Raw genomic sequence first — 22,296 nt, forward strand, 5'->3', positions numbered from 1 at the left:
CATGTCTCGTACTGCAAAAAAAATTACTATTCCGGTTAGTATCGGCTACGGACTAACGGATATTATGGGCGGCGGTGCCTTTACCGTTATCGGCGCCTGGTTATTATTCTTCTATACGACATTTGTTGGGTTGTCACCGGTTGAAGCGGCGTCTATTGTTGCTATAGCGCGCATTGTCGATGCTATCGTTAGTTTGTTTATGGGAAGTTTCACTGACCATTTTTACAAAAACTATTTTGGTAAAAAATTTGGTCGCCGACGTTTCTTTTTGCTGATCGGTGCACCGTTGATGCTGGTCTATGCATTGCTGTGGCTTGATGGCATGACATACGGTTTTTATCTCGCCGTCTATCTAGCATTTGAAATTATTGCTGCAATGGTACTGATCCCGTGGGAAACGTTACCGTCAGAAATGACAAAAGACTTTAACCAGCGGACCAAACTCTCTACCTGTCGCATGTTTCTTTCAGCGTCCGGGACGTTTCTGGCGACATTTATTCCCGGATTACTGATCGGCTATTTCGGGGAAAACAGCGCCCATGCCTACCTCATAAACGGCGTTATTTTTGCTGTACTGTTTATGGTATGTGTATTCATCTCGTGGAAAGTGACCTGGGAACGCGAGTTGACGCCGGAAATGCTCTCCGGGCTGGAAAAAAACACACGCCCACAAACAGCAGGGGAGAAGCTGGCTGCCTTTGGACGACTTTTTAAGGAGTATGGTTCCACCCTGAAAATCCGGGCCTTCAGGAAACATCTCGCCATCTATCTGCTGTCGTTTACCGGCAAAGATGTCTACAACACGGTATTTGTATTTTTCTGCGTCTACTGTCTGAATGTCTCTTCCTCACTGGCAGGCACGCTGCTGTCGATGAGTATTGTGGGGCTGCCCGTCACGTTAATTGCGGGTATAGGGATCATCAGATATGGGCCATCAAAGCTATATGTATTTGCCTATTCACTGATGTTGCTCTGTTTGGGGGGCTTCTTTGCCGTGTACCAGATCCCTGCGTTGAATACCGTCGCGACGCTGGTCATTCTGGCCGGGGTGTATCAGGTGGGGCGCTGCGTCCTTGAGTTTACACCGTGGAACGTGTTCCCGTTCATTCCAGATATCGATGAAATGGTCAGCCGTCAGCGTCGTGAGGGACTGTTTGCCGCGGTAATGACATTCTCCCGAAAAACCACGGTCGCTATTGCCACCTTTATTGTGGGTCTCCTGTTACAAAGCGGCGGATTTGTAAAAGGGAGCCAGACGCAGCCAACCGAAGCCATCCACACCATCGCAATGCTGATGTTCATCGGCACTGCTGCCTTGCTTATCCTGGCCCTGTGGCAGGCTCTGACATTTAACCTGAACAAGCGTACGCACAAAATCTTTGTGGATGAGCTGGATCGCCTGAAAGCCAACGGCTCTCCCCAACGCGTATCCGCCGAAGCTCGCCGGGTCGTGGAAGATTTAACAGGCTATTCCTACGACAGGTTGTGGCGTGAGCCGACGGTCCGGTCCGGCGAGCAGACGGTGCGCACCCCTGTATGAGCTGGTTTATATCTTTTGCCAGATGTCACACAACTTGATTTTTATATCACACCACTTGGCCGAAAGTTAATGTAAATCAATGTTCATGGCAGCATAACCAGTATTGTGATCGGCAGGATAAAGTAATGACACTGCCATTCTAGTTGGTTTAGTCAACCGGCGCAGCCGCACTGTCACCAGAGCGGCTGCGGATCTCAGCGTTCATAATTAACGAGTCTCAATCATGGAAAACCGTTTATTACAGGCGAAGGCAACGCGTCCTCAGTACGATCGCGACAGCCTCAAGGCACGCATTGTTCATTTAGGGTTTGGCGCGTTTCACCGTGCGCACCAGGCGGTGTACACCGATATACTCGCCGCAGAACAGGGCAGCGACTGGGGTTACTGCGAAGTTAACCTGATTGGCGGCGAACAGCAGATCGCCGATCTGAAGGCACAGAATAATCTTTATACCGTAGCAGAGATGTCTGCCGATGCGTGGACGGCGCGCGTGGTCGGCGTCGTCAAAAATGCGCTGCATGCGCAGGTCGACGGCCTTGAAACCGTGCTGGCGGCGCTGTGCGATCCGCAGGTCGCCATTGTTTCCCTGACCATCACCGAGAAAGGGTATTGCCACTCCCCGGCAACCGGACAACTGATGTTCGATCATCCGTTAATCGTTGCCGACCTGCAAAACCCCCATCAGCCGAAATCTGCGCCAGGCGTAGTGGTTGAAGCGCTGGCGCGGCGTAAGGCGGCGGGGCTGCCAGCATTCAGCGTGATGTCATGCGATAACATGCCGGAAAACGGCCACGTGATGCGCAATGTCACCTGCGCCTACGCGCGCGCTGTTGACGGCGAACTGGCCGACTGGATTGAAGCGAACGTCACCTTCCCGTCAACCATGGTGGACCGTATTGTGCCCGCCGTCACGGCTGAAACGCTGGATAAAATTGAACAGCTAACCGGCGTACGCGATCCGGCAGGTGTCGCCTGCGAGCCGTTCCGCCAGTGGGTGGTAGAAGATAATTTCGTCGCCGGACGTCCACAGTGGGAAAAGGCAGGTGCGGAACTGGTTTCTGATGTCATTCCGTTTGAAGAGATGAAGCTGCGTATGCTTAACGGCAGCCACTCGTTCCTGGCCTATCTCGGCTACCTGGCCGGTTATCAGCACATTAACGACTGCATGGAAGATGAACATTATCGCGCAGCCGCGCATGCGCTGATGCTGAAAGAGCAGGCGCCGACGCTGAAAGTGAAGGGGGTGGATTTAGCTCACTATGCCGACCAGCTGATCGCACGTTACAGCAATCCGGCCCTGCGTCACCGCACCTGGCAAATCGCCATGGACGGTAGCCAGAAATTGCCGCAGCGGATGCTCGATTCCGTTCGCTGGCACCTTGTCCACCAGAAACCCTTCCCGCTGCTGGCCCTCGGTGTTGCGGGCTGGATGCGTTATGTCGGCGGTGTGGATGAGCAGGGTAACGCGATTGAGGTGAGCGATCCGCAGCTGGCGGTGATTCAGGCGGCGGTAAACGGTAGCGCTGAAGGCAAAAGCCGCGTTAGCGCGCTGTTGGGCATTGAGGCTATTTTCGGTAACGAGCTGCCGAAGGACGCGGTGTTTGTGGCTGCGGTCATGCAGGCCTATCAAACGTTGCTGCAAAAAGGCGCGAAGGCCACGGTTGCTGAGTACGCCTCCCGGCTTTAACGCGATGACATGCCGCCGTCCGCGGCGGCATGTCGGGGCGCAGCTTAGTGCATCCCCAGGCGAATCAGCTCAATCGGTTCGAACTTACCTTCGCATCCTTCGACTTCAACCGTTTTACCACGGCGCACCTGCTCGGCATTAAGGCCGTCGCTGTGGATCGCTTTAATCACGCCGAACTGGCCTGTGCCGCTAATCATGACGCGGCTACCAGTGGTGATTGCATTTCGGTTACGGTCGTATGTCATCATGGTATTTTCTCCTCTCGTACTTATCCGTTACGGCGCTAATTCAACGGCTGCCGTTCACGGGGCACTATTAATACGCCTCTCTTTAACGAAATTATTTGCTTTTGATCAAGCTCACACTTTTTTCTTATTTCATGCAGGCGTTGACGGTTCAGGACACCACTTTACAAAGCGGACAGTTATTTTCCTTAATTGATAGTTTCCGGGTGCAAGTGTTTAGGCTTTGTTTATATCCACAATGTCATTCTGGAGGCAGAAAATAACCCTTCATCGGAAAAGGAGTCAGGCTTATGTATAAGAAAATTTTGATGCCTGTTGATGTGTTTGAAATGGATTTGAGTGATAAAGCGGTACGCCACGCGGTCAACCTCGCGAAGGCGGAAGGCGCGACGATCACCCTGGTCAACATTCTCCCTAACAGCAGCCGTTCGTTACTGCGGGGGTTCAATGCCGATATTAAGAAGTTCGAAGAGTATATGACCGCCGAGTCTGATAAGAAGATGAAGGCGCTGAAACGGCTCTTTGATATGTCCCCGGACAATATTGACTGTGAAGTTCGCTTCGGCAACGTACGCGATGAAATCATCAAGCTCAGCAAAGAGGGGAAATATGATGTCATTGTTATCGGATCAAAAAATCCGAGCATTACAACCCATCTGCTGGGTTCGAATGCTGAAACTATCCTGCGCTACGCCACTATTCCGGTATTAGTGGTCCGCTAATTACTTCGCCGCAACCGAAAGGGGGCGGCGAGGTTTTATTCTTCGCTGAACCACTCGCGGTTTTCCTGACGAATTAACTGAACTGACTCACTAATTTCCTGAAGGTGAAGCGTCATCGCTTTATCTACGGCTTCCACGTCGCGTTTTTTCAGCGCGCTGAAAATATCATGATGCTGGCGCAGCAACATCTCTGGCGGAGAAACATGGTCGAGGCTCATGTAGCGCACGCGGTCGATGGTAGCTTTGATGTTTTCGACGGTATCCCACGCGAGCTGGCACTCGGCGATCTGCGCCAGTTTCTGGTGGAACTCGTCGTCCAGCTGGAAAAAGTCGTTTAACTGTTTGCGGTCGATGGCGATTCGTTGCTGATGCAGGTTTTGCTCCAGCAGGTAGCACTGGTTATCGTTGATGAGCGACGCGGCGCGACGCACCACGGCGCACTCGATGGCCTGGCGAACAAAACAGCCATTCCGTACCTGCGAAAGCGAAATTTTATTTACATAGCTGCCGCGCTGAGGGCGGATCTGAATAAGGCCGTTTTCTGCAAGCTTAATAAACGCCTCACGTACGGGCTGACGGGAAACGTCAAAACGTACCGAAACCTCTTTTTCTGAGAGTGGCGTTCCCGGTGGGATCAGGCAGCGAACAATATCACGGCGTAAGATGCGATATATTTGCTGATTAACGGGCTGGGTAGGATTAAGTTGCGATTCAGCGGCCATGGGTTGTGATTTCTCAGAGAGTTAACCTGAACATACTACCATTCTTTTCCCTGCCATCACATACCCGGCCCGCAGGCCGGGCAGGGTAAATTAACCGCGATGCACGCTGAGTCCGGCATAGGTCTGGCTGACGGGCATCATCTCAACCGTATTGATGTTGACATGCTTCGGCAGGGTCGCGACCCACCAGACGGTTTCGGTGATATCTTCCGGCGTCAGCGCATTCGCGTTTTCATAGGTATTATCCGCTTTCGCGTCGTCGCCTTTGAAACGCACGTTGGAGAATTCAGTTCCGCCTACCAGACCCGGTTCAACATCGGTCACGCGGATCGCGGTTCCGTGCAGGTCGGTGCGCAGGTTCAGGCTGAACTGGCGGACAAAGGCTTTGGTCGCGCCATAGACGTTGCCGCCCGCGTAAGGCCAGCTTCCGGCGGTGGAACCGATGTTAATGATATGGCCACGGTTACGTTCAACCATGCCCGGCAGCACGGCGCGGGTCATGTACACCAGCCCTTTGTTGTTGGTGTCGATCATGTTTTCCCAGTCTTCCACGCTGGCTTTGTGGGCAGGCTCCATGCCCAGCGCCAGGCCGGCGTTATTGACCAGCACGTCAATTTCACGCCATTCGGCAGGCAGGTTGGCAATCATCTCTTCAATGGCGGCGCGGTTGCGCACGTCCAGCTGTGCGGTCAGAATGCTGTCACCCAGCTCGTCTTTTAGCTCCTGCAAACGCTCCTGACGGCGCCCTGTTGCAATCACTTTGTGTCCGTTGGCGACGAAGCGACGCGTGATGCTTTCACCAAAACCCGCTGTCGCCCCGGTAACTAAAATAATCATCTCACTGTTCCTCAACGCTTTTTGTGTTGTACTAACATAGCACGCTCTCCGGCACGTCGTTAAGGCAACATTTGTATGACGCCATTGCAGGCCGGCGCAGGCTGGCCTACTCTGGGGAGAAATACCGTGCTCAGGAGTAAACGATGTCGGTCAACAATCCTTTTTTTGAAATTAGCCTGTTGCCTTATCAGGCGCCTCGTTTTGATGCGATTAACGACAGCCATTATCGTCCGGCATTTGATGAAGCAATGCGCCTGAAGCGTGCAGACATTGACGCGATTATCGCGCAGCGCGCCGCGCCGGACTTCGACAATACCGTGCTGGCGCTGGAAAAGAGCGGGGCCATGCTGTCGCGCGTGAGCAGCGTGTTCTTTGCCATGACGTCCGCACACACCAACGATGATCTTCAGGGGCTGGACGAGCAGTTCTCCACCGAACTGGCCGGGCTGGCGAACGATATCTGGCTAAACGATACGCTTTTCGCCCGCGTGGAAGCCGTCTGGCAGGATCGCGAGGCGCTGGATGCCGAATCCCGACGACTGACGGAGGAGATGTATCAGCACTTTGTTCTTGCGGGCGCGCGTCTGAACGCCGATGAAAAAGCCGAGCTGAAAGCCCTGAATACCGAAGCCGCCACCCTGACCAGCCAGTTCAACCAGCGCCTGCTGGCGGCGAACAAGGCGGGAGGGCTGGTGGTGGACAATGTTCACCAGCTTGACGGGCTCAGTGCGGAGGAGGTGGCTGCCGCGGCTCACGCTGCCGCAGAAAAAGGGCTGACGGATCGCTGGCTGATCCCGCTTTTGAATACCACGCAACAGCCCGCGCTGGCGGCGCTGTCGTTGCGCGAGACCCGTAAAAAGTTGTTCAGCGCGGGCTGGGAACGCACTCAGAAAGGCGACGAAAACGATACGCGCGAGCTGATCCGTCGGCTTACCGCGTTGCGGGCAAGACAGGCGCAGCTGCTCGGCTTTGACAACTATGCGAGCTGGAGCATTGCCGATCAGATGGCGAAAACGCCGGAAGCCGCGCTCGAATTCATGCGCGGGATAGTTCCTGCGGCACGCGGCAGGGCCGCGCTGGAGCAGGCGGATATTCAGAAGGTCATCGACGACGAGCAGGGTGGTTTTACGGTACAGGCCTGGGACTGGGCGTTTTATGCCGAACGCGTGCGCTCAGCGAAATACGCGCTGGATGAGTCGCAGATCAAACCCTATTTCGCACTCAATACCGTGCTGGAAGATGGCGTATTCTGGACCGCCACGCAGCTGTTCGGTATCCGCTTTGTCGAGCGTTTTGATATTCCGGTTTACCACCCGGATGTTCGCGTGTGGGAGATTTTCGACCACACGGGTGAAGGCATGGCGCTGTTCTACGGCGACTTTTTCGCGCGTGATTCCAAAGCGGGCGGCGCGTGGATGGGGAATTTTGTTGAGCAGTCTTATGAGTTTGCCGCGCGTCCGGTGATTTATAACGTCTGCAACTATCAAAAACCGGCGAACGGGCAGACCGCGCTGATCTCCTGGGATGATGTGATTACCCTGTTCCACGAGTTTGGCCATACCCTGCATGGCCTGTTTGCCAGCCAGCGCTATGCCACGCTTTCAGGCACCAACACGCCACGTGATTTCGTTGAATTTCCTTCGCAAATCAATGAACACTGGGCCAGCCATCCGCAGGTGTTTGCGCACTTTGCTCGTCACTATCAAACCGGCGAACCGATGCCGGATGCGCTGCGGGAAAAAATGCTCAATGCGACCCAGTTTAATAAGGGTTATGACATGACGGAGCTATTGAGCGCCGCGCTGCTGGATATGAACTGGCACGGCATTCAGGAGCCCGTTGAAGACGTGGAAGCCTTTGAAGCCGCCGCGTTGAAAAAAGAGGGGTTGGATCTTCCAGCCGTACCGCCGCGCTATCGCAGCAGCTATTTCGCCCATATCTTCGGCGGCGGCTACGCGGCAGGGTATTACGCCTATCTCTGGACGCAGATGCTGGCGGACGATGGATATCAGTGGTTTGTCGAGCAGGGCGATTTGACGCGCGAAAACGGACAGAAATTCCGCGAGGCGATTTTGTCCCGCGGCAACAGCACTGATTTAGCTGAACTTTACCGGAACTGGCGCGGGCACGATCCGAAGATTGAACCGATGCTGGAGAATCGCGGATTGAGTGCGTAAGGCTTTTTTAGTGTGGGAACAGAACCGGGCGCGAGGCCCGGTTTTTTCTTTCCCAAAATGAATCCTTAATTCTGCGAAATTTGCAGGAGGATAGGGGCCAGCTTCACGTAGCTACACCTTTACTTTTACCCAGTAAGGATCCCCGCGACTTTAGAACATCTGGCGCTTTAACCCGGCTTTATCCGTTGGCCGGACTAAATATACTGCTTCAGCGTCCACGTTTATAAGTCAGCCATCCCTCACAGGATGGCTGTATATTGTTTAATTTAATGAAATACGAACCACACTATCCGGGCCTTTCGTCGTGTTGTCGTCATTGAAGTCCTGCTTCACGGTTACGTATAACGTTTTACCGTCCGGTGTTACCAGAAGACTGTTGGGATGGCTGGTGAACGTCCAGCTGTTTTTCACAGCATAGCTCCCGGCGTCAAGCTGCAACACCTTCCTGGATTCGCGCTGAGTGATGAAAATTTCGTTGCGCTCAGCGTTAAACTTTATTCCCAGCGCATCGCCTTTAAGACGCTTGATAACTTTCCCGCTGCGCTCATCAAATACCAGTGTGGTTTTGGCTTTTGAATCATCAGTCACGAACAGGCGCCCGGTGGCCGGATCTTCTGCCATATTCAGGAACAAATACGCTTTTTTATCTCCCGGCGTCCAGCGCTGTTCGATTTTATACGTCTCCGGGTTAATCACCAGAATTTCACCGCCGCCATTGGCGGCATAAAGGCGGTCTGTCAGAGGCGAATAAATAATCCCCGTCACCCATTTCCCGGCATTTTCGATTCGGGCTTTTAGCGTCATAGTGTTGGCATCAACCACGGAGATAAACCCAGGGTCGGCAACGCCGCCGATAAACAGTTGTCCCTTGTGGAAAAGGATTTCACGCGCACCAACCGGGTCGCCATCCTTGTCTTTGCCTTCAAACATCAGGCGCTGTAGCACCTTGCCGCTTTGCACGTCCACTTTCGATACCCCGCCATCAAGGGTGTTGGTGGTGTAGTAGACCTTGCCATTATCGTCCGCTGCCATGCCGAAGTTTTTCAGGTCGGTGTGGGTTTCACCTTGCGTGGCAAGCGTTGTGGGATCCAGTTTATAGAGCACCCCGCCGTTGACGTTTTTGAAACTCTGCGCGCTCGCAACGTACAACGCGTTTGCCGTTGGGGAGTAAACCATCTCATACAGACCGTCCGCGAGTTCGCGCTGCTTGAGTTCAGCCGAATCCGGGAGGGCTGCTGACGCCGTTGCGCTCAGGGTTAACGCCGCGGTAAGAATGCTTAAGCCCCATGTCTTTCCTTTTAGCCAATGGAATGTGTTCATTTTTTGTTCCTGTCATGCGCGTGCCGCGCTGATTTTGATAAATATACATTTATTTACATTTAACTTACAAAATTACCTGTGCATAATAAAGCAAATAATTATCATTTCCATTCTTATTTGTATGAATGATTTGCACATAACGACAACAACAGACAGGTAACATGATGATTTTTAAAGGCAGGGCTAATCGCGCGAAAGCGCCCGCAGGATTAATTCCTGCTTCCTTCTCACTTTCACTGCTTGCGCTGGCAATGTCCGCCGTCATGCACCCGGCACAGGCGGATGAAAATACGCAAGAACAAGAGATGGTTGTCTACGGTGACGGGAACGGGAGCGCCGACTCGCAGCAGGATTATGCGGTAAAAACCACGCGTTCAGGCACCAAAATGCTGCTGACCCCGCGCGATATCCCCAGTCAGTCAGCGTCGTCACGCGCCAGCGTATGCAGGATCAAGACCTGCAAACCATTGACCAGGTACTTACCAATGCCACCGGCGTTTCGTCGCAGCAGGTTGATAGCGAGCGTTCCAGCTACTTTTCCCGCGGCTTTGAAATCACCAATTTTGCCTACGATGAGATCCCCACATCAATGGGCGACGCGTGGAACTTTGGCGATGCGCAGGAAGATACTGCCATTTATGATCGTATAGAGATTGTGCGTGGCGCAAACGGCCTGATGACCGGCGCTGGCGATCCGGGAGCAACGGTGAACATGGTGCGTAAACGTGCCGACAGTAAAACCTTCAGGGGCAACGTCAGCGCAAGTTACGGAAGCTGGAACAAACAGCGTTATGTGGGCGACATCTCCGCGCCCCTCAATTCCGACGGCAGCCTGCGTGGGCGCGTCGTGGCAGGTTATCAGGATCAGGACAGCTGGCTTGACAGATATGGCAAGCGCAAGAAATTTCTCTATGGCGTCATTGAAGGCGATGTAACGGAACACACGACGGCCTCGCTGGGCTGGGACTATCAGCAAACAAACACAGCCAACCCGACCTGGGGCGGATTACCCAGCCTGTACAGTAACGGCAGCCGTACCCATTACGATCGCAACGTCAATACCTCGGCAGACTGGACGGGATACTCCGTTGAGTCGCGTAAAGTTTTTGCTAACCTCACCCACAACTGGGATAACGGCTGGTCGGTGCGTTTCAATGGAACCCACGGCGAGCAAACGTTCAATGATACCCTGCTTTATGTGATGGGCAATCCGGACGCCACCACCGGAGAAGGCGCATCAGGCTGGGGTAGTAAGGATCGCGGCAAGCGCACTCTGGACGCCTTTGATGCCTACGCCAGCGGGCCTTTTGAACTTCTCGGGCGTCAACATCAGCTGATGGCCGGAGCCAACTATAGCCGACAGCACAATGCTACCTTCAGCAAAGACGGGCCAATGGACAGTGCTCAGATTGGCATCTTCAACAACAGCTGGGACGGCAGCGTGGCCGAGCCGGAGTGGGGCGACTGGTATCAAAATGCGGATGATATCGTGCGGCAAAAATCGGCGTATACGGCGGCACGCCTGTCGCTGGCGGATCCGTTGTCGCTAATCGTTGGCGCACGTTATACCCAGTACAGCTCAGATGGCAGCAGCGGCGATATGCGTAAATACAACACCACCCCTTACGGCGGGCTGGTGTATGACATCAACGACAGCCTTTCCGCTTACGCCAGCTATACCTCAATTTTTGCCCCGCAAACCAAACGCACGAAAGAGGGGGCATGGCTCTCTCCCGTCACCGGTAAAAATTATGAAACCGGCCTGAAGGCAGACTGGATGGACGGTCGACTGACCACCAACGTTGCCGTATTCCGCATAGAACAGGAGAACGCGGGGGAGGAAATCAGCGGGGTATTCGTTAATGGATCCAGCGAACAAGCTTATCGGGCAACCAAAGGCGCAGTGAGCAAAGGGGCGGAATTTGAGGTGAACGGTGCCGTTACCGACAATCTACAGCTTACCTTCAGCGCGACCCGCTATGTTGCCCGTGATTCAGATGGCCGCTTCAACAGCTTTGCGCCGCAGACGCAGCTTAAGCTGTTCAGCCGTTACCGCGTCCCGACGCTTCCGGATCTGACCGTAGGCGGCGGCGTGAACTGGCAGAATCAGGTGTACAAAGATGTCACCGGTCCGGACGGCGAGACGCAGCGCCTCTATCAGGGCAGCTATCCGCTCGTCGACTTGTTCGCGCAGTATCAGCTGACGAAACAGCTGGCGGTGCAGGCAAACGTTCGTAACCTGTTCGACCGCGAATACTACTCCTACCTCGATGACTCTGCCGTCTATGGCGAACCGCGTAGCGTCTCGGTAAGCATGAGTTACACATTCTGATCTAATCAGCTTATCGCTATCCTGGCCATCACCTGTTCCGAAATGCGCTTCGGCCCCACCAGCGGCAACGACACGGCGATGGCCGCCATGCCATTGCCATCCTGGTAACGAATAATGTGCCGGTTTGAACGGGTGACGAGCCTGGTGCCGGAAACATTGGGCCAGTTAAAGAAGACGTATGTTGGATATACAATAAAACAGCCAGACGCAAAAGCGTAAATATTCAATGAACAGGACGCCCTCAGACTCGAGGGGCATCCTGAGCAATACTAAAAGGGGACCTGTTTCATCCTGAAGCAATGCGTCTCTTTTTGCAGTTTCATGCGCCTATCGGTAAATATCCCTGCCACTCTGGAAGATCGCGATGCCCTGTATCGCAGGGTGTCAGATGAATAAACAACCCTCCAACCTTTTCAAGCAACAGGCAATCATCAACCTCTTTTAAATTATCCTTATGTTGTTGATCGACACCGCAAAGTAGCGTTAGTAATGCTTTCTCCTTAGCCTGCCGGGCATTTTCGGCGACGAACAGATCATATTCGTGCAGTTCTGCAAGCGTATCCGGCCTGTAACCACCCGCATTGACGAAAAATAATCTCTTCGTAGACTGGGGCGGCTCCGGGGAAAGCGTGACAGAGTATCCGTCGGCCCACGTGATACGGCTATAGCCGTCTATATGAATTTTATCACTATCACCAAACCATGCTTCACGCAGTGCAGGCCAGGCATCATTGGGCTTACGTGCCGCCACAAACTGGATGTCGTGGACTTCAATATTGGATTTACCGGCATTTCCGCCGACATAAAACATATACAAATTCATACAACCCTCAGAAGTTATTTAATCGCTATATATTTAACTATATAGCGAGTTGGGCTACAACTGTGCAAAAGACATTGATGACAATGAGTTCAAGATTCTTCTACGCAAAGCCACGAGGAGTTTACGCAGCATGTTTCATGAACAATTGCCCACATTTGGATGACAACATCTGACTAAGTCGACCATGCACCACCCAGACCGATTTCCTTTTATTCAACCTTGCATCAACGGCGCGCTTGAGGAGGTTGTCATTGCGGTGATTTTTCTGGAAAATTCGATATATAAAAAAATATATAACGAGAGGGTGTTTATGGCCAGGAAACGAATGCAGGTTGCGCTGGTGGCGGTTGCGCTGCTGCAAATGCCATCCATGGCGCTGGCAAAGGATATCAGGGTGACTTATGCCGGTTCCATGGGCAAAGTAATGGACCAGGGGTTAGGTCCGGCTTTTTCCAGAGCAAATAACGACGGCTATCAGGGGCAGGGCCAGGGTGCATACGGGATGGCACGCCTGCTTGCAAGCCACAAAATTGAGGCCGATGTGTTTGTCTCCATCACCCCGGGGCCGATGCAAATTCTCAAAGACGCCGGGCTGATAGATGAGGCGGTCCCTGTCGCCAGTACCAGCATGGTGGTCGCTTACAGTCCTGAGGGTAAACATGCAGCGCAGTTTGAACAGGCCAACAGAAAGAAAGACGGCTCGTGGCTGACTCTGCTGACGCAGAAAGATGTCTCATTTGGCCGCACCGATCCTTATGTCGACCCAAAAGGCCAGAATATTGTGTTTAGCCTGATGCTGGCGGAAAAGTATTACAACATGCCGGGCATCACAGATAAAATTTTAGGCTCGCTGCAAAACCCACAGCAGACTCATCAGGAAGGAGGGCTGCTGGCGCGTCTGGAAAGCGGTCAGGTGGATGCAGCAGCGGGATACGAGAGTGAAGTTCGCTCAGCGCATTTGCCGTATGTCGCGCTGCCGGATGAAATAAACCTCAGCAACCCGGCGATGACGAAACAGTGGTATGACACCGTCAGTTTTACCATTAAAGACAGTAAAGGCCAGGATCAAATTCTGCACACTCAACCAATGGTGTTCTATGCGGCGGTGCTGAAAAACGCGCCGAATGGTGTAGAACAGGGACAAAAGTTCGTATCGTTCATGCAAAGCGCCGAGGGGCAGAAATTGTTCAAAGCGTTTGGCTACGCCGAACCTAAAGGAGACAGCTTATACGCCCGCTAAGAAAACCGGGCTGGGTGGCGGGGTGGTTATCTCTGCCCGCTATCCTGCTGTTAAGTATCCCCTTTATCACGCTGATTAGCGTCACGCCCTGGCATCATCTGAAGCTGGCCTGGCGAGACGACAGCGCCATTGCCGTCTCTATGGGACTGGGTGTGCTGGCACTCGGAATTATCATTCTTATCGGCATGCCGGTGGCATGGTGGCTGTCACAAGCCACGGGTCGAAAACGATTGATCGGTGAACTGCTGGTGATGATCCCTCTGCTGACGCCACCGCTGGCAATGGGGATTTTGCTGGTTTCGGCTTTCGGGCCTTATGGCGTGTTTGGCCGCTGGCTTTCACTGTTGGGAGCTACGCTGGTAAATAATCCGGCGGCGTTTGTGCTGGCTCAGGTTTACGGCGCTTTGCCTTATTTTATCGTGGTGTCGCGTTCGGCGTTTGCCACTGTTCCCCAAAATATTCTTGAAGCGGGACAAACGTTGGGAGCTTCTCCCTGGAACCGCTTTCGTTTTCTTACATTACCCCTGGCATTGCCTGGGCTGGCTTCTGCCGTAACACTCGCCTGGGTTCGCGCGGTAGGCGAGTTCGGGATCGTGATGATCTTTGCTTATTTCCCGCAGGGTATACCGGTAAAGCTGTATACCAATCTGCAAAATGACGGGGTGGACACAGTATATACTTTGCTATGGATGCTGCTGGTAGTGACGCTTCCCCTGCCAATGGTCTGCTTTGCTCTTGGCAAACGAATGGCCAGGAAATGAACACCCCTTAGATCGTCCGTTCCTCGTTCATAGCGGATGAGCTTGCTCACGTTTCCATTTCAGCGGGCTACCTCGAATAACCCCAAACCGGATTCTTCATAAAAGGCCACACACAGAAACCTCCAGTCAGTCAGACTGAAAGTACAAGGCAGGAAGAAAATGTGGCGCGCGCTGGATATGTCTTACAATTGGATCGGTGGGATTATGCTGGGGGAACCATGGAGGCGTAAATCGGTACGTCGCGATAGCGGAAGAAATTACGCAAAGTTAACGTTGTATGCTCTTTGTCTCCCGAAGCCAGAACCGGGCTTTGCGCCCGGTTACTCTTGTATTAACCACATGTCCGACTCTTCGAACATCTCCTCAAGCATGCGGTTGAGCTTTTCACGGTCGCTTTTGCTGGCGTCGCTGTTCAGGCCGTTCGCTTGCATTGGCTTAACCGTCACGCTGGCATCAGGAAAAATCCGGTGCACGCGTTTTGTCAGTTCGGCCAGAATGATTTCCCTGGCTCCCTCCAGCCCGTGTACGTTTCGCTTGTCATAAACCAGTTCCACAAACATGATTGTTTACCTTATGGATATTACGCATGTGATTCAGCCTGAACGTAAAATACTACTGTATATGGGTACAGTCAAACGGCGTTCAGACTAAAGCATTGTCCAGAGCAATGCAGACAGCGTTGCCAGCCCGCCCAGAACAACCAAAAACACCGTCACGCCGCGAAGCTCTGCCAGCGAGGGGCGGGTGTATATGAGGTACGCCGGGATAAGGAACAGAATCACCGCGATCAGTGGTCCGCAGAACATTTCAATCAGGCTGAGCACATCCGGATTGGCATAAACAATGCCATAGGTCAGCAGGAACAGCGCCAGAGAGGCCAGCCGCTTGCTGGCGTTGGCCTTTTTGCCGGATACGCTGGCAGCCAGCTGACCAAACGTTTGTGCGACCGACAGACCTACGCCGAGGAAGGATTTCGTCATACCGATGATAGCGATGAGCGGGGCAATGTGGTAAATCAGGCTGAAATCACCGTTTCCCTTCATCACCGACAGCACATTCAGGTTTTCCGCCTTCGCTCGCACAAAGTTGTCATGGGGGATCCCCAGCACGCAGCTCAGCACGAAAAAGAGGATACTGGCGAAGATAGCTAAGTAGGCGATACGGATCACGAACAGTGCCTTTTTCTCACCCTCCGCTTTCCTCTCCCGGTAGTAAGAGCTCAGCGGGGAGACCATAGGCGCACAGCAAAACGAGAAGGTAATAAGCGGCAGCGTCAGCCAGATATTTTTCAGCGTTACCGGCAGCGGCGTGGCGTTCATTTCAGCGGCCGTATCGGTCAGGTTAGACAGATGCCATCCCGGGATAAGTGATACGGCGATCAGCAGTACAGATGCCGCGAACGGCAGCGCCAGTGCGCTCATAATGGCCACGACTCTGTCCCGGCCCTTGCTAAGCACCACATACAGCGCAGCAACCACGATAAACGACAATGGCCCACGGCTGATGGCGGTAATATGCAGATGCTCCACCAGTAAATTACTCAGCGCATTAATCAGCGCCACCCCGTAAACCAGGGTTACCGGGAAGAAGGTCACACAATAGAACAGGGTGATCAGCTTTTCACCCCTTCCGCTGAAGAAGGAGCCGAAGATCGGCAACGTGCCGTTTTCAGTCTTCTCTTCACGCATATATACACGACAAAGGAGTAAATGGGGGATCAGGGATAACGGCAGCCCCAGCAGGAGCATAACCAGAAAAATAACCGGACCACGGGTGCCGATTTCCACGGGAAGGAACAGTGTTCCCGCTCCGACGGCTGTACCATAAAGGCCCAGCGTCCAGATATTATCCTGCCAGTGCCAGTTAGAGCGTGTTGTAATATTAGCTGAGAGAGTTGTGGCTTTATTCATCATATTTTACCGCGTTGTTAGAGGGGCGACGACTTATTTAGTTTTTATCTGTCTGTAGTCGTCGCTGCGCCATTACGTCACGGGTGGGAGGGGGTTGATGTTGCATACCGAAAACCTTATGTGTATGCCTGCAATAACTATCGTTATTCTTTGACGATGCTTTAACAGGCGGTTAATTAAGAAAGGGATTTGTTAAATTAACGGACAAATAACGACTGACTTTCCCTGCCTGCACGTCTGTTAATTAAAGAATAAACACCCTGTTTTATTAAGTACCATAAGGCGCCATCATATTGAAGGGGGGCTTATTTAATTATTTTATTGGGCGTGAAATTATCCCGTTATGCCTGAAATTAAAAAACAGAATGTAGACAATCGCGTAACCCGCTCGTAGCTTTCGAACCGTCTTGTAACATAACGCTCTCTTTATGGTGGCGAAGGGGTTCAGGACGTCGTATGCCTGCTATTAAACGCCCCATAAGAAAATCCTCTTCTATACTCAGTTACGTTTAGTGAAATATGCCGCCGCTCCACACGTCGCGTTCCCTTAATAGCGGCGGGCAGCAGGGGTATATATTCACGAAAACGCCTTAATAATGGTCAATTTTGCATTTTAGAGGGGGTTTCCTGGTATGTTGCATTCTCAATCCTCGCGGGTCGGTAGCATTTTGCTGCTGCTGACCGCGATAATAGCCTTCGCGGTGGCGCTATACGCCTGGTGGACGCCGCTTACCGGCGTCACTGGCACCATTGGCGCACTGGGCGTGGTCATTGCCAGCGTAGTGCTGGCGATCCTGACCTTTATGTTACGTGCGGCATCGCGTCGCGGGGCGCGCGTTTTTCTGATTATTGTCACCCTGGTGGTGTTGGCGGGTATTGCTTTCGCCGCCGCGCTGCTGCACCAGTTCATCATAACGGCAGCCATGGTGGTCGGCCTGATTGGTCTGATTATGCTGAGCAGCCATTCCGCTCGTTACAACCATCCCGTCAGAAGCTGAGGAGCCGCCCGTGCACAACGATAAGCATTATCCCTTCATAAAAGTCAGCATGACGGCGCTGGCGCTGCTGGTCGCTCCGCTCGCGCTACAGGCGCAGGATAAGGCCGCTGAAGCCTCGCAGGGGACACAGGAATCACTGAACATTGATGCGGCCGATCAGCAGGCGCCCGGAACCACAAAAACCACCGACGATGCCTCAACCGGCAGCGGTGATGGAAAGAGAGTCGCCTCGGCCAGCCAGCCAGCGACGCCGCTGGTGCCCGGCACCGCCACCTGGGACAGCTTCCACGGCCAGCTTAACGCGCAGAAATACAGTCCCCTGACCCAAATTACGGCGGATAACGTCGGGAAATTAACGAAAGTCTGGGAGTTCCATACCGGCGACGTCTCGGATGGTAAAGGCGATACGCCAGCTACCGTCTGGTCCGCAACGCCCATTTTCGCCAACGATACGCTCTATATCGGCACGCCATTCGATCGCCTGATTGCGCTGGATCCGGGGACGGGTAAAGAGAAGTGGCACTATGACACCAAATCGTCGCGCAAGGCGCTGACCCAGCCGGTGCTGAAAAACCGCGGCGTTTCCTACTGGCAGGCCAAAAATCCGGTGACGGGTGAGGCATGCCAGAAGATGGTCTATATGGGCACCGTTGACGGCAAGCTTTTTGCGCTGGACGCTGATTCAGGCAAACCGTGCAGCGGCTTTGCGGACAACGGCGTGCTGGATCTGAACCAGTGGAACACCGTTAACGCGAAGTATCCGCTCTCTGTCCTGCAACCGCCAACCGTTGTCGGCAACCATCTGCTGGTGGGCTGGGCCGGGAAAGACTGGGCCTATGCCGAAGCCCCTCCGGGCACCGTCTTTTCAGTCAACGCCCAGACCGGTAAGCTTGAGTGGACCTTTGAGGCGATCCCGGCAGAGATCCGCAAGCGTACCGGTACCGCCAACGTCTGGACGCACATGTCCGCCGATGAGGCCAACGGGCTGGTCTATCTCCCGGTCTCATCGCCGTCTCCCAACTATTGGGGCGGCAACCGCGTAGACGCTATTCCGCTTGGCACCTCGACCACCGCCCTGGACATCAACACCGGTAAAGTGGTCTGGTCCCGTCAGTGGGTACACCACGATGTCTGGGATTACGATATCAACTCCGCCCCGACGCTGATGGACATCACCGTAGACGGCAAGCAGATCCCGGCGCTGGTGCAGGCCACCAAGCAGGGTTTCCTGTTTGTGGTTAACCGCCTGACGGGGGAGGACGTATGGCCAATCGAAGAACGTCCGGTTCCGCAGGGTGATGGATCGGTCCAGGGCGAAGTTCTCTCGCCCACGCAGCCATTCCCGACCAAACCCGCGCCGCTGCTCGACCAGTCGAAAAAACCGGAAATCTGGAAGCTGGCGGATATCGTCGGTGGCGGCCAGTGCTCCCGCCTGTGGGATAACCTGACCTATGAAGGAATGTATACCCCGCCGACCACCAAAGGCGAAGGCACGCTCACCTATCCCGATAGCGCCGGCGGCGTCCAGTGGGGCGGGGTGGCGTTCGATCCGCAAAAACAGATCGCCATCGTCAACACCTCGCATATCGTCCAGTACGTGAAGCTGTACAGCCGTGAGGATTACGATAACGCAGACAAAGACTCCGGCAACGAAAGCGGCTTTGCCCCACAGGAAGGCGCCCCGTACGGTATGCGTCTGCTGGTGGCGAGCAACTGGCTGGGCATGCCGTGCTGGCAACCGCCGTTTGGTGAAATCGTGGCGCTGGACATGCACACGGGCGATGTGAAATGGCGTCGTCCGGTTGGCGCCTCCCAGCAGTATGGCTTCTTCATGCCGGAAAGCTGGGGTTCGCCTACCATTGGTGCTCCGGCAGTGACGGCGGGCGGCGTGATCTTCATCGGTGCTTCAATGGATGCCAAAGTGCGTGCCTACTCGGTAGAGAGCGGTGAAGAGCTGTGGTCCGATCAGGCCGAAGCTCCGGCGGTAGCGAACCCGTCCGTCTATGAATATAAAGGTCGCCAGTATGTGGCCTTCGTGGCTGGCGGGAATACGATCCTGAAGGATCAGGTGGGCGATCAGGTGGTGGTCTACGCCTTGCCGGAATAATTCAGCAGGAAGGGGAAATAAGCGTGGGGCCTGCGGGCCCCACTTTATTTTGCAGTAGTTGTTTTACCGACGCGTTATTTATCGGCTGATGCGCCAGCACGCGCTGACATCTGCTCGGCGGACTTCAGATGCTGCTCAACGACCGGAGTGTGCTCGTTGGCCAGAGCCTTCACATCTGGATCGTCGATTTTACTGGCGTCGCTTTTAAGCTTCGACAGCACCTTCTCGTGGTCCTTCACGCCAGCATATTCCATATACATTTTATCAAAAGCGTCACCGCGCTGGTTTTCCAGCCTTGAGTTCAGGGCTTTATGCGCGGCGTCTGGTTCGGTCGGCAGCTCCACGCCCTTTTTCTGGGCAACGGTCTTGACTTTGGTCAGCGCGGCGCCGTGATCGTCGACCATTTTCTGGGCGAATGTTTTCACTTCACTGGTTTGGGCCTTGTCGAGGGCGAGCCTGGCGGCGGCAACTTCGTTGATATTGGCCTGCGCCATGTCCTTCAATGCTTTCTCGTCGCCGGAGCTGAGTCTGGCGTCCGGTTGAGCCTGGCCCGCAGTTTGAGTTTGCGCGGCGCTGGTTGTCTGGGCTTGTACGCCAACGGTGCTGAACATTGCTGCAACTGCTGATACGGCTAGCAGCCTTTTCAGGGTTTTACTCGTGTGCATATTGTTCTCCTGATGGTCATGGTACAGGTAAGTTTCAATTGCTTCAGGCGCAACCGGCAGATAAATGGCGACTGCACAGGTCAGTATAGTAGATGAACCTGCTGTACCCGCTGTTCAGGTCAGTGATGGCTGGTCGTGATGCTCAATCCTTCTACAATATTGATACGGATCATTTACATATTTGCTGCTAATGTTAAATATATAGATTCATCAACAGGAGGAATGATATGAAAAAAGCACTATTAGGGAGTGTATTGGCTTTAACAGTAGCAAGCTTCGGCGCATCTGCGGCAGATATGATTTCCAAGGATGAAGCGCACCACTTCAAGCTTGAATACCTTGGTAATGTATCTGTAGGGGCTTCAGGTGGACAAATTTCTTCACCTTCAGATCTTCATCAAAAACTCTCAAAACTGGCAGACGAGAAGGGCGGGAAATACTACGTCATCATCGCTGCCCGCGAGCATGGCCCTAACTTCCAGGCCGTCGCAGAAGTCTTTAAATAATTTTCTCAAATAACACAAAAACCCGCTTCTGGCGGGTTTTTTGCTTACAGACAGCCAAAAAAATGCCCCTGATGCGGGGCGAGTGTGAGTCAAAGCTTTTCTTATATTTATCTATTTTGTGCTCTAAGGCTTTGGGACAATAACACCTTGTTTAAATAATGCAATCTAAATGCATATTTAAATGCGACGGCAGCATACGTTACACAGATAGTCTACTCTTTACATACAGTTATGGTGAAAGGCAGTTAATCGTTAGCTGTCGCCTGCTGGAGAATGGAAACAGTAAACGGTTGCAAGAGGTAAACATGAACGTTGACGCACTGACGCAAAAGGCAGAAGAAGAAATTTCAGCGCTTATAACCAAAAAAATTTCAGAGTTACGTAAAAAAACAGGGCAGGAAGTGTCTGAAATTGAGTTTATCGCTCGTGAAGCCATGACAGGCCTCGAGGGGTATGAGGTAAAAATCAAACTTATTTAAGCGAAATTATTACCTGTTTCGGGACACTGGATAAATCAGAACGGCAAACGTCAGCTAAGACTATCCTGCGCGTGGCAGGATTGAAGCCAAAAAGCCCGGTGACGCTGCGCTTACCGGGCCTACAATTAACGCAATCCACAGGCCGGGCAGGGCGTAGCCGCCACCCGGGTTACCAGGCTTACACTATCGCGTTCGGGCACGCTTCTCCCTTTTCGAGTTGACGCAAATTCCCCAGCGTGGTTTCCGAAATGCTGATCAGCGCTTCGGCGGTCAGGAACGCCTGGTGTCCGGTGAACAACACGTTGTGACAGGCAGACAGGCGACGGAACACGTCGTCCTGGATCACGTCATTAGATTTATCCTCAAAGAACAGATCGCGTTCGTTCTCATACACATCCATACCCAACGCGCCGATTTTTTGCGTTTTCAACGCTTCGATAGCCGCCTGAGAGTCGATCAGCCCGCCGCGGCTGGTATTGATGATCATCACGCCGTCTTTCATCTGGTCGAACGCCGACTGGTTAAGCAGATGATAGTTCTCCGGGGTCAGCGGACAGTGCAGGGAGATAACGTCAGACTGCGAGAAGAGCGTTTTCAAATCGACATACTCCACGCCCAGCTCCAGCGCAGCGGCGCTTGGGTACGGATCAAACGCCAGCAGGCGCATGCCAAATCCTTTCAGGATGCGAAGGGCGGCCACGCCAATTTTGCCGGTACCGATGACGCCTGCGGTTTTACCGTACATGGTAAAGCCGGTCAGCCCTTCCAGAGAGAAGTTAGCATCACGGGTTCGCTGATAGGCACGGTGAATACGACGGTTGAGCGACATCATCATCCCGACCGCATGTTCTGCCACGGCTTCCGGAGAATAGGCCGGGACGCGAACGACCTTCAGACCCAGCTCTTTGGCGGCATCGAGATCGACATTGTTAAAGCCCGCGCAGCGCAGGGCAATGTATTTCACGCCCTGTTTTTTCAACTCTTCCAGCACCGGTCGGCTACCGTCGTCGTTAACGAAGATACACACGCCTTCGCAGCCGTGGGCGGTTTTAGCCGTCTTTTCAGTTAGCAGAAAGTCGAAAAATTCAAGATCGAAACCGTACGTCTCGTTAACATGTTGCAGATACTTTTTGTCGTACTGCTTTGTGCTATATACCGCGAGTTTCATAAGACTTTCTCCAGTGATTTTGGAACCACGTTAGCATGTTTAAAATTATCTTACAAT

At 53.3% G+C, this 22,296-nt stretch carries 21 protein-coding genes and 1 pseudogene; 11 read left to right on the forward strand and 11 right to left on the reverse strand.

Annotated elements, in window-relative coordinates; all coding sequences use genetic code 11:
• Position 1 precedes the first annotated feature (1 nt).
• Both ACWKXX_RS19720 and ACWKXX_RS19725 read left to right on the forward strand, forming a co-directional pair.
• Positions 2 to 1,540 carry an MFS transporter gene (locus ACWKXX_RS19720; protein ID WP_015570613.1) on the forward strand — a complete coding sequence of 513 codons (1,539 nt, stop codon included), beginning with the start codon at positions 2 to 4 and terminating at the stop codon, positions 1,538 to 1,540.
• Between the two features lie 223 nt (positions 1,541 to 1,763).
• Entirely contained in the window at positions 1,764 to 3,227 is a 1,464-nt protein-coding gene (locus tag ACWKXX_RS19725; RefSeq protein WP_261666264.1) for a mannitol dehydrogenase family protein, read from the forward strand.
• Between the two features lie 44 nt (positions 3,228 to 3,271).
• Here ACWKXX_RS19725 and ydfZ read toward each other — a convergent pair whose 3' ends face one another.
• The gene (gene ydfZ, locus ACWKXX_RS19730) at positions 3,272 to 3,475 is read right to left on the reverse strand and encodes a putative selenium delivery protein YdfZ (RefSeq protein ID WP_003857405.1); all 204 of its coding nucleotides are present in this window, start codon (positions 3,473 to 3,475) and stop codon (positions 3,272 to 3,274) included.
• A gap of 287 nt (positions 3,476 to 3,762) precedes the next feature.
• Between ydfZ and ACWKXX_RS19735 the strand changes: the two genes are divergently transcribed.
• Positions 3,763 to 4,194 (forward strand): universal stress protein, encoded by a 432-nt coding sequence (locus ACWKXX_RS19735; protein ID WP_015570611.1) that lies wholly within the window; start codon positions 3,763 to 3,765, stop codon positions 4,192 to 4,194.
• A 35-nt stretch (positions 4,195 to 4,229) separates the two neighbouring features.
• Here the strand turns inward: ACWKXX_RS19735 and ACWKXX_RS19740 are convergent, their stop codons facing one another.
• Entirely contained in the window at positions 4,230 to 4,916 is a 687-nt protein-coding gene (locus ACWKXX_RS19740; RefSeq protein ID WP_017694074.1) for a GntR family transcriptional regulator, read from the reverse strand.
• A gap of 90 nt (positions 4,917 to 5,006) precedes the next feature.
• The gene (gene ydfG, locus ACWKXX_RS19745) at positions 5,007 to 5,753 is read right to left on the reverse strand and encodes a bifunctional NADP-dependent 3-hydroxy acid dehydrogenase/3-hydroxypropionate dehydrogenase YdfG (RefSeq protein ID WP_261666263.1); all 747 of its coding nucleotides are present in this window, start codon (positions 5,751 to 5,753) and stop codon (positions 5,007 to 5,009) included.
• A 143-nt stretch (positions 5,754 to 5,896) separates the two neighbouring features.
• On the opposite strand from ydfG, the gene dcp reads away from it, so the two are divergent.
• Entirely contained in the window at positions 5,897 to 7,930 is a 2,034-nt protein-coding gene (dcp, locus tag ACWKXX_RS19750; RefSeq protein ID WP_454540844.1) for a peptidyl-dipeptidase Dcp, read from the forward strand.
• A gap of 261 nt (positions 7,931 to 8,191) precedes the next feature.
• Here dcp and ACWKXX_RS19755 read toward each other — a convergent pair whose 3' ends face one another.
• Positions 8,192 to 9,250 (reverse strand): YncE family protein, encoded by a 1,059-nt coding sequence (locus tag ACWKXX_RS19755; RefSeq protein WP_017384534.1) that lies wholly within the window; start codon positions 9,248 to 9,250, stop codon positions 8,192 to 8,194.
• A gap of 64 nt (positions 9,251 to 9,314) precedes the next feature.
• A complete protein-coding gene (locus tag ACWKXX_RS19760; RefSeq protein ID WP_261666508.1) occupies positions 9,315 to 9,515 on the reverse strand; it encodes a hypothetical protein in 201 nt (66 codons plus the stop codon).
• 40 nt (positions 9,516 to 9,555) lie between these two features.
• On the opposite strand from ACWKXX_RS19760, the pseudogene fhuE reads away from it, so the two are divergent.
• A pseudogene (gene fhuE, locus ACWKXX_RS19765) lies at positions 9,556 to 11,582 on the forward strand (ferric-rhodotorulic acid/ferric-coprogen receptor FhuE).
• 5 nt (positions 11,583 to 11,587) lie between these two features.
• On the opposite strand, the gene ACWKXX_RS19770 reads toward fhuE, so the two are convergent.
• Together ACWKXX_RS19770 and ACWKXX_RS19775 are read right to left on the reverse strand one after the other, a co-directional pair.
• Positions 11,588 to 11,809 (reverse strand): hypothetical protein, encoded by a 222-nt coding sequence (locus tag ACWKXX_RS19770; protein WP_261666261.1) that lies wholly within the window; start codon positions 11,807 to 11,809, stop codon positions 11,588 to 11,590.
• Between the two features lie 92 nt (positions 11,810 to 11,901).
• Positions 11,902 to 12,405, reverse strand: coding sequence for a DUF1543 domain-containing protein (locus ACWKXX_RS19775; RefSeq protein WP_023296544.1), 504 nt, complete (start codon positions 12,403 to 12,405; stop codon positions 11,902 to 11,904).
• Positions 12,406 to 12,730: 325 nt separating this feature from the next.
• Between ACWKXX_RS19775 and ACWKXX_RS19780 the strand changes: the two genes are divergently transcribed.
• Positions 12,731 to 13,645, forward strand: coding sequence for an extracellular solute-binding protein (locus tag ACWKXX_RS19780; RefSeq protein WP_032648199.1), 915 nt, complete (start codon positions 12,731 to 12,733; stop codon positions 13,643 to 13,645).
• 14 nt (positions 13,646 to 13,659) lie between these two features.
• A complete protein-coding gene (locus tag ACWKXX_RS19785) occupies positions 13,660 to 14,406 on the forward strand; it encodes a molybdate ABC transporter permease subunit (protein WP_047735338.1) in 747 nt (248 codons plus the stop codon).
• A 320-nt stretch (positions 14,407 to 14,726) separates the two neighbouring features.
• Here ACWKXX_RS19785 and ACWKXX_RS19790 read toward each other — a convergent pair whose 3' ends face one another.
• Together ACWKXX_RS19790 and ACWKXX_RS19795 are read right to left on the reverse strand one after the other, a co-directional pair.
• A complete protein-coding gene (locus ACWKXX_RS19790) occupies positions 14,727 to 14,966 on the reverse strand; it encodes a DinI family protein (RefSeq protein ID WP_261666260.1) in 240 nt (79 codons plus the stop codon).
• An 87-nt stretch (positions 14,967 to 15,053) separates the two neighbouring features.
• Positions 15,054 to 16,316, reverse strand: a complete 1,263-nt coding sequence (locus tag ACWKXX_RS19795; protein WP_020480531.1) for an amino acid permease — start codon at positions 16,314 to 16,316, stop codon at positions 15,054 to 15,056.
• A gap of 632 nt (positions 16,317 to 16,948) precedes the next feature.
• On the opposite strand from ACWKXX_RS19795, the gene ACWKXX_RS19800 reads away from it, so the two are divergent.
• Both ACWKXX_RS19800 and ACWKXX_RS19805 read left to right on the forward strand, forming a co-directional pair.
• On the forward strand, positions 16,949 to 17,314 hold the full coding sequence (locus ACWKXX_RS19800) for a hypothetical protein (RefSeq protein ID WP_047062776.1): 366 nt from the start codon (positions 16,949 to 16,951) through the stop codon (positions 17,312 to 17,314).
• Positions 17,315 to 17,324: 10 nt separating this feature from the next.
• Positions 17,325 to 19,421, forward strand: coding sequence for a pyrroloquinoline quinone-dependent dehydrogenase (locus ACWKXX_RS19805; protein ID WP_454540845.1), 2,097 nt, complete (start codon positions 17,325 to 17,327; stop codon positions 19,419 to 19,421).
• A gap of 74 nt (positions 19,422 to 19,495) precedes the next feature.
• On the opposite strand, the gene ACWKXX_RS19810 is transcribed toward ACWKXX_RS19805, so the two are convergent.
• Positions 19,496 to 20,086, reverse strand: coding sequence for a DUF4142 domain-containing protein (locus tag ACWKXX_RS19810; RefSeq protein WP_017384526.1), 591 nt, complete (start codon positions 20,084 to 20,086; stop codon positions 19,496 to 19,498).
• A 227-nt stretch (positions 20,087 to 20,313) separates the two neighbouring features.
• Here ACWKXX_RS19810 and ACWKXX_RS19815 point away from each other — a divergent pair, with 227 nt between their 5' ends.
• A complete protein-coding gene (locus ACWKXX_RS19815; protein WP_003857380.1) occupies positions 20,314 to 20,592 on the forward strand; it encodes a YdgH/BhsA/McbA family protein in 279 nt (92 codons plus the stop codon).
• A gap of 305 nt (positions 20,593 to 20,897) precedes the next feature.
• Positions 20,898 to 21,071 (forward strand): GnsA/GnsB family addiction module toxin, encoded by a 174-nt coding sequence (locus ACWKXX_RS19820; protein WP_006808842.1) that lies wholly within the window; start codon positions 20,898 to 20,900, stop codon positions 21,069 to 21,071.
• A 178-nt stretch (positions 21,072 to 21,249) separates the two neighbouring features.
• On the opposite strand, the gene ACWKXX_RS19825 is transcribed toward ACWKXX_RS19820, so the two are convergent.
• Positions 21,250 to 22,239, reverse strand: coding sequence for a 2-hydroxyacid dehydrogenase (locus ACWKXX_RS19825; protein WP_017384525.1), 990 nt, complete (start codon positions 22,237 to 22,239; stop codon positions 21,250 to 21,252).
• Positions 22,240 to 22,296 lie beyond the last annotated feature (57 nt).

It is taken from the genome of Enterobacter sp. UPMP2061, assembly GCF_053709615.1.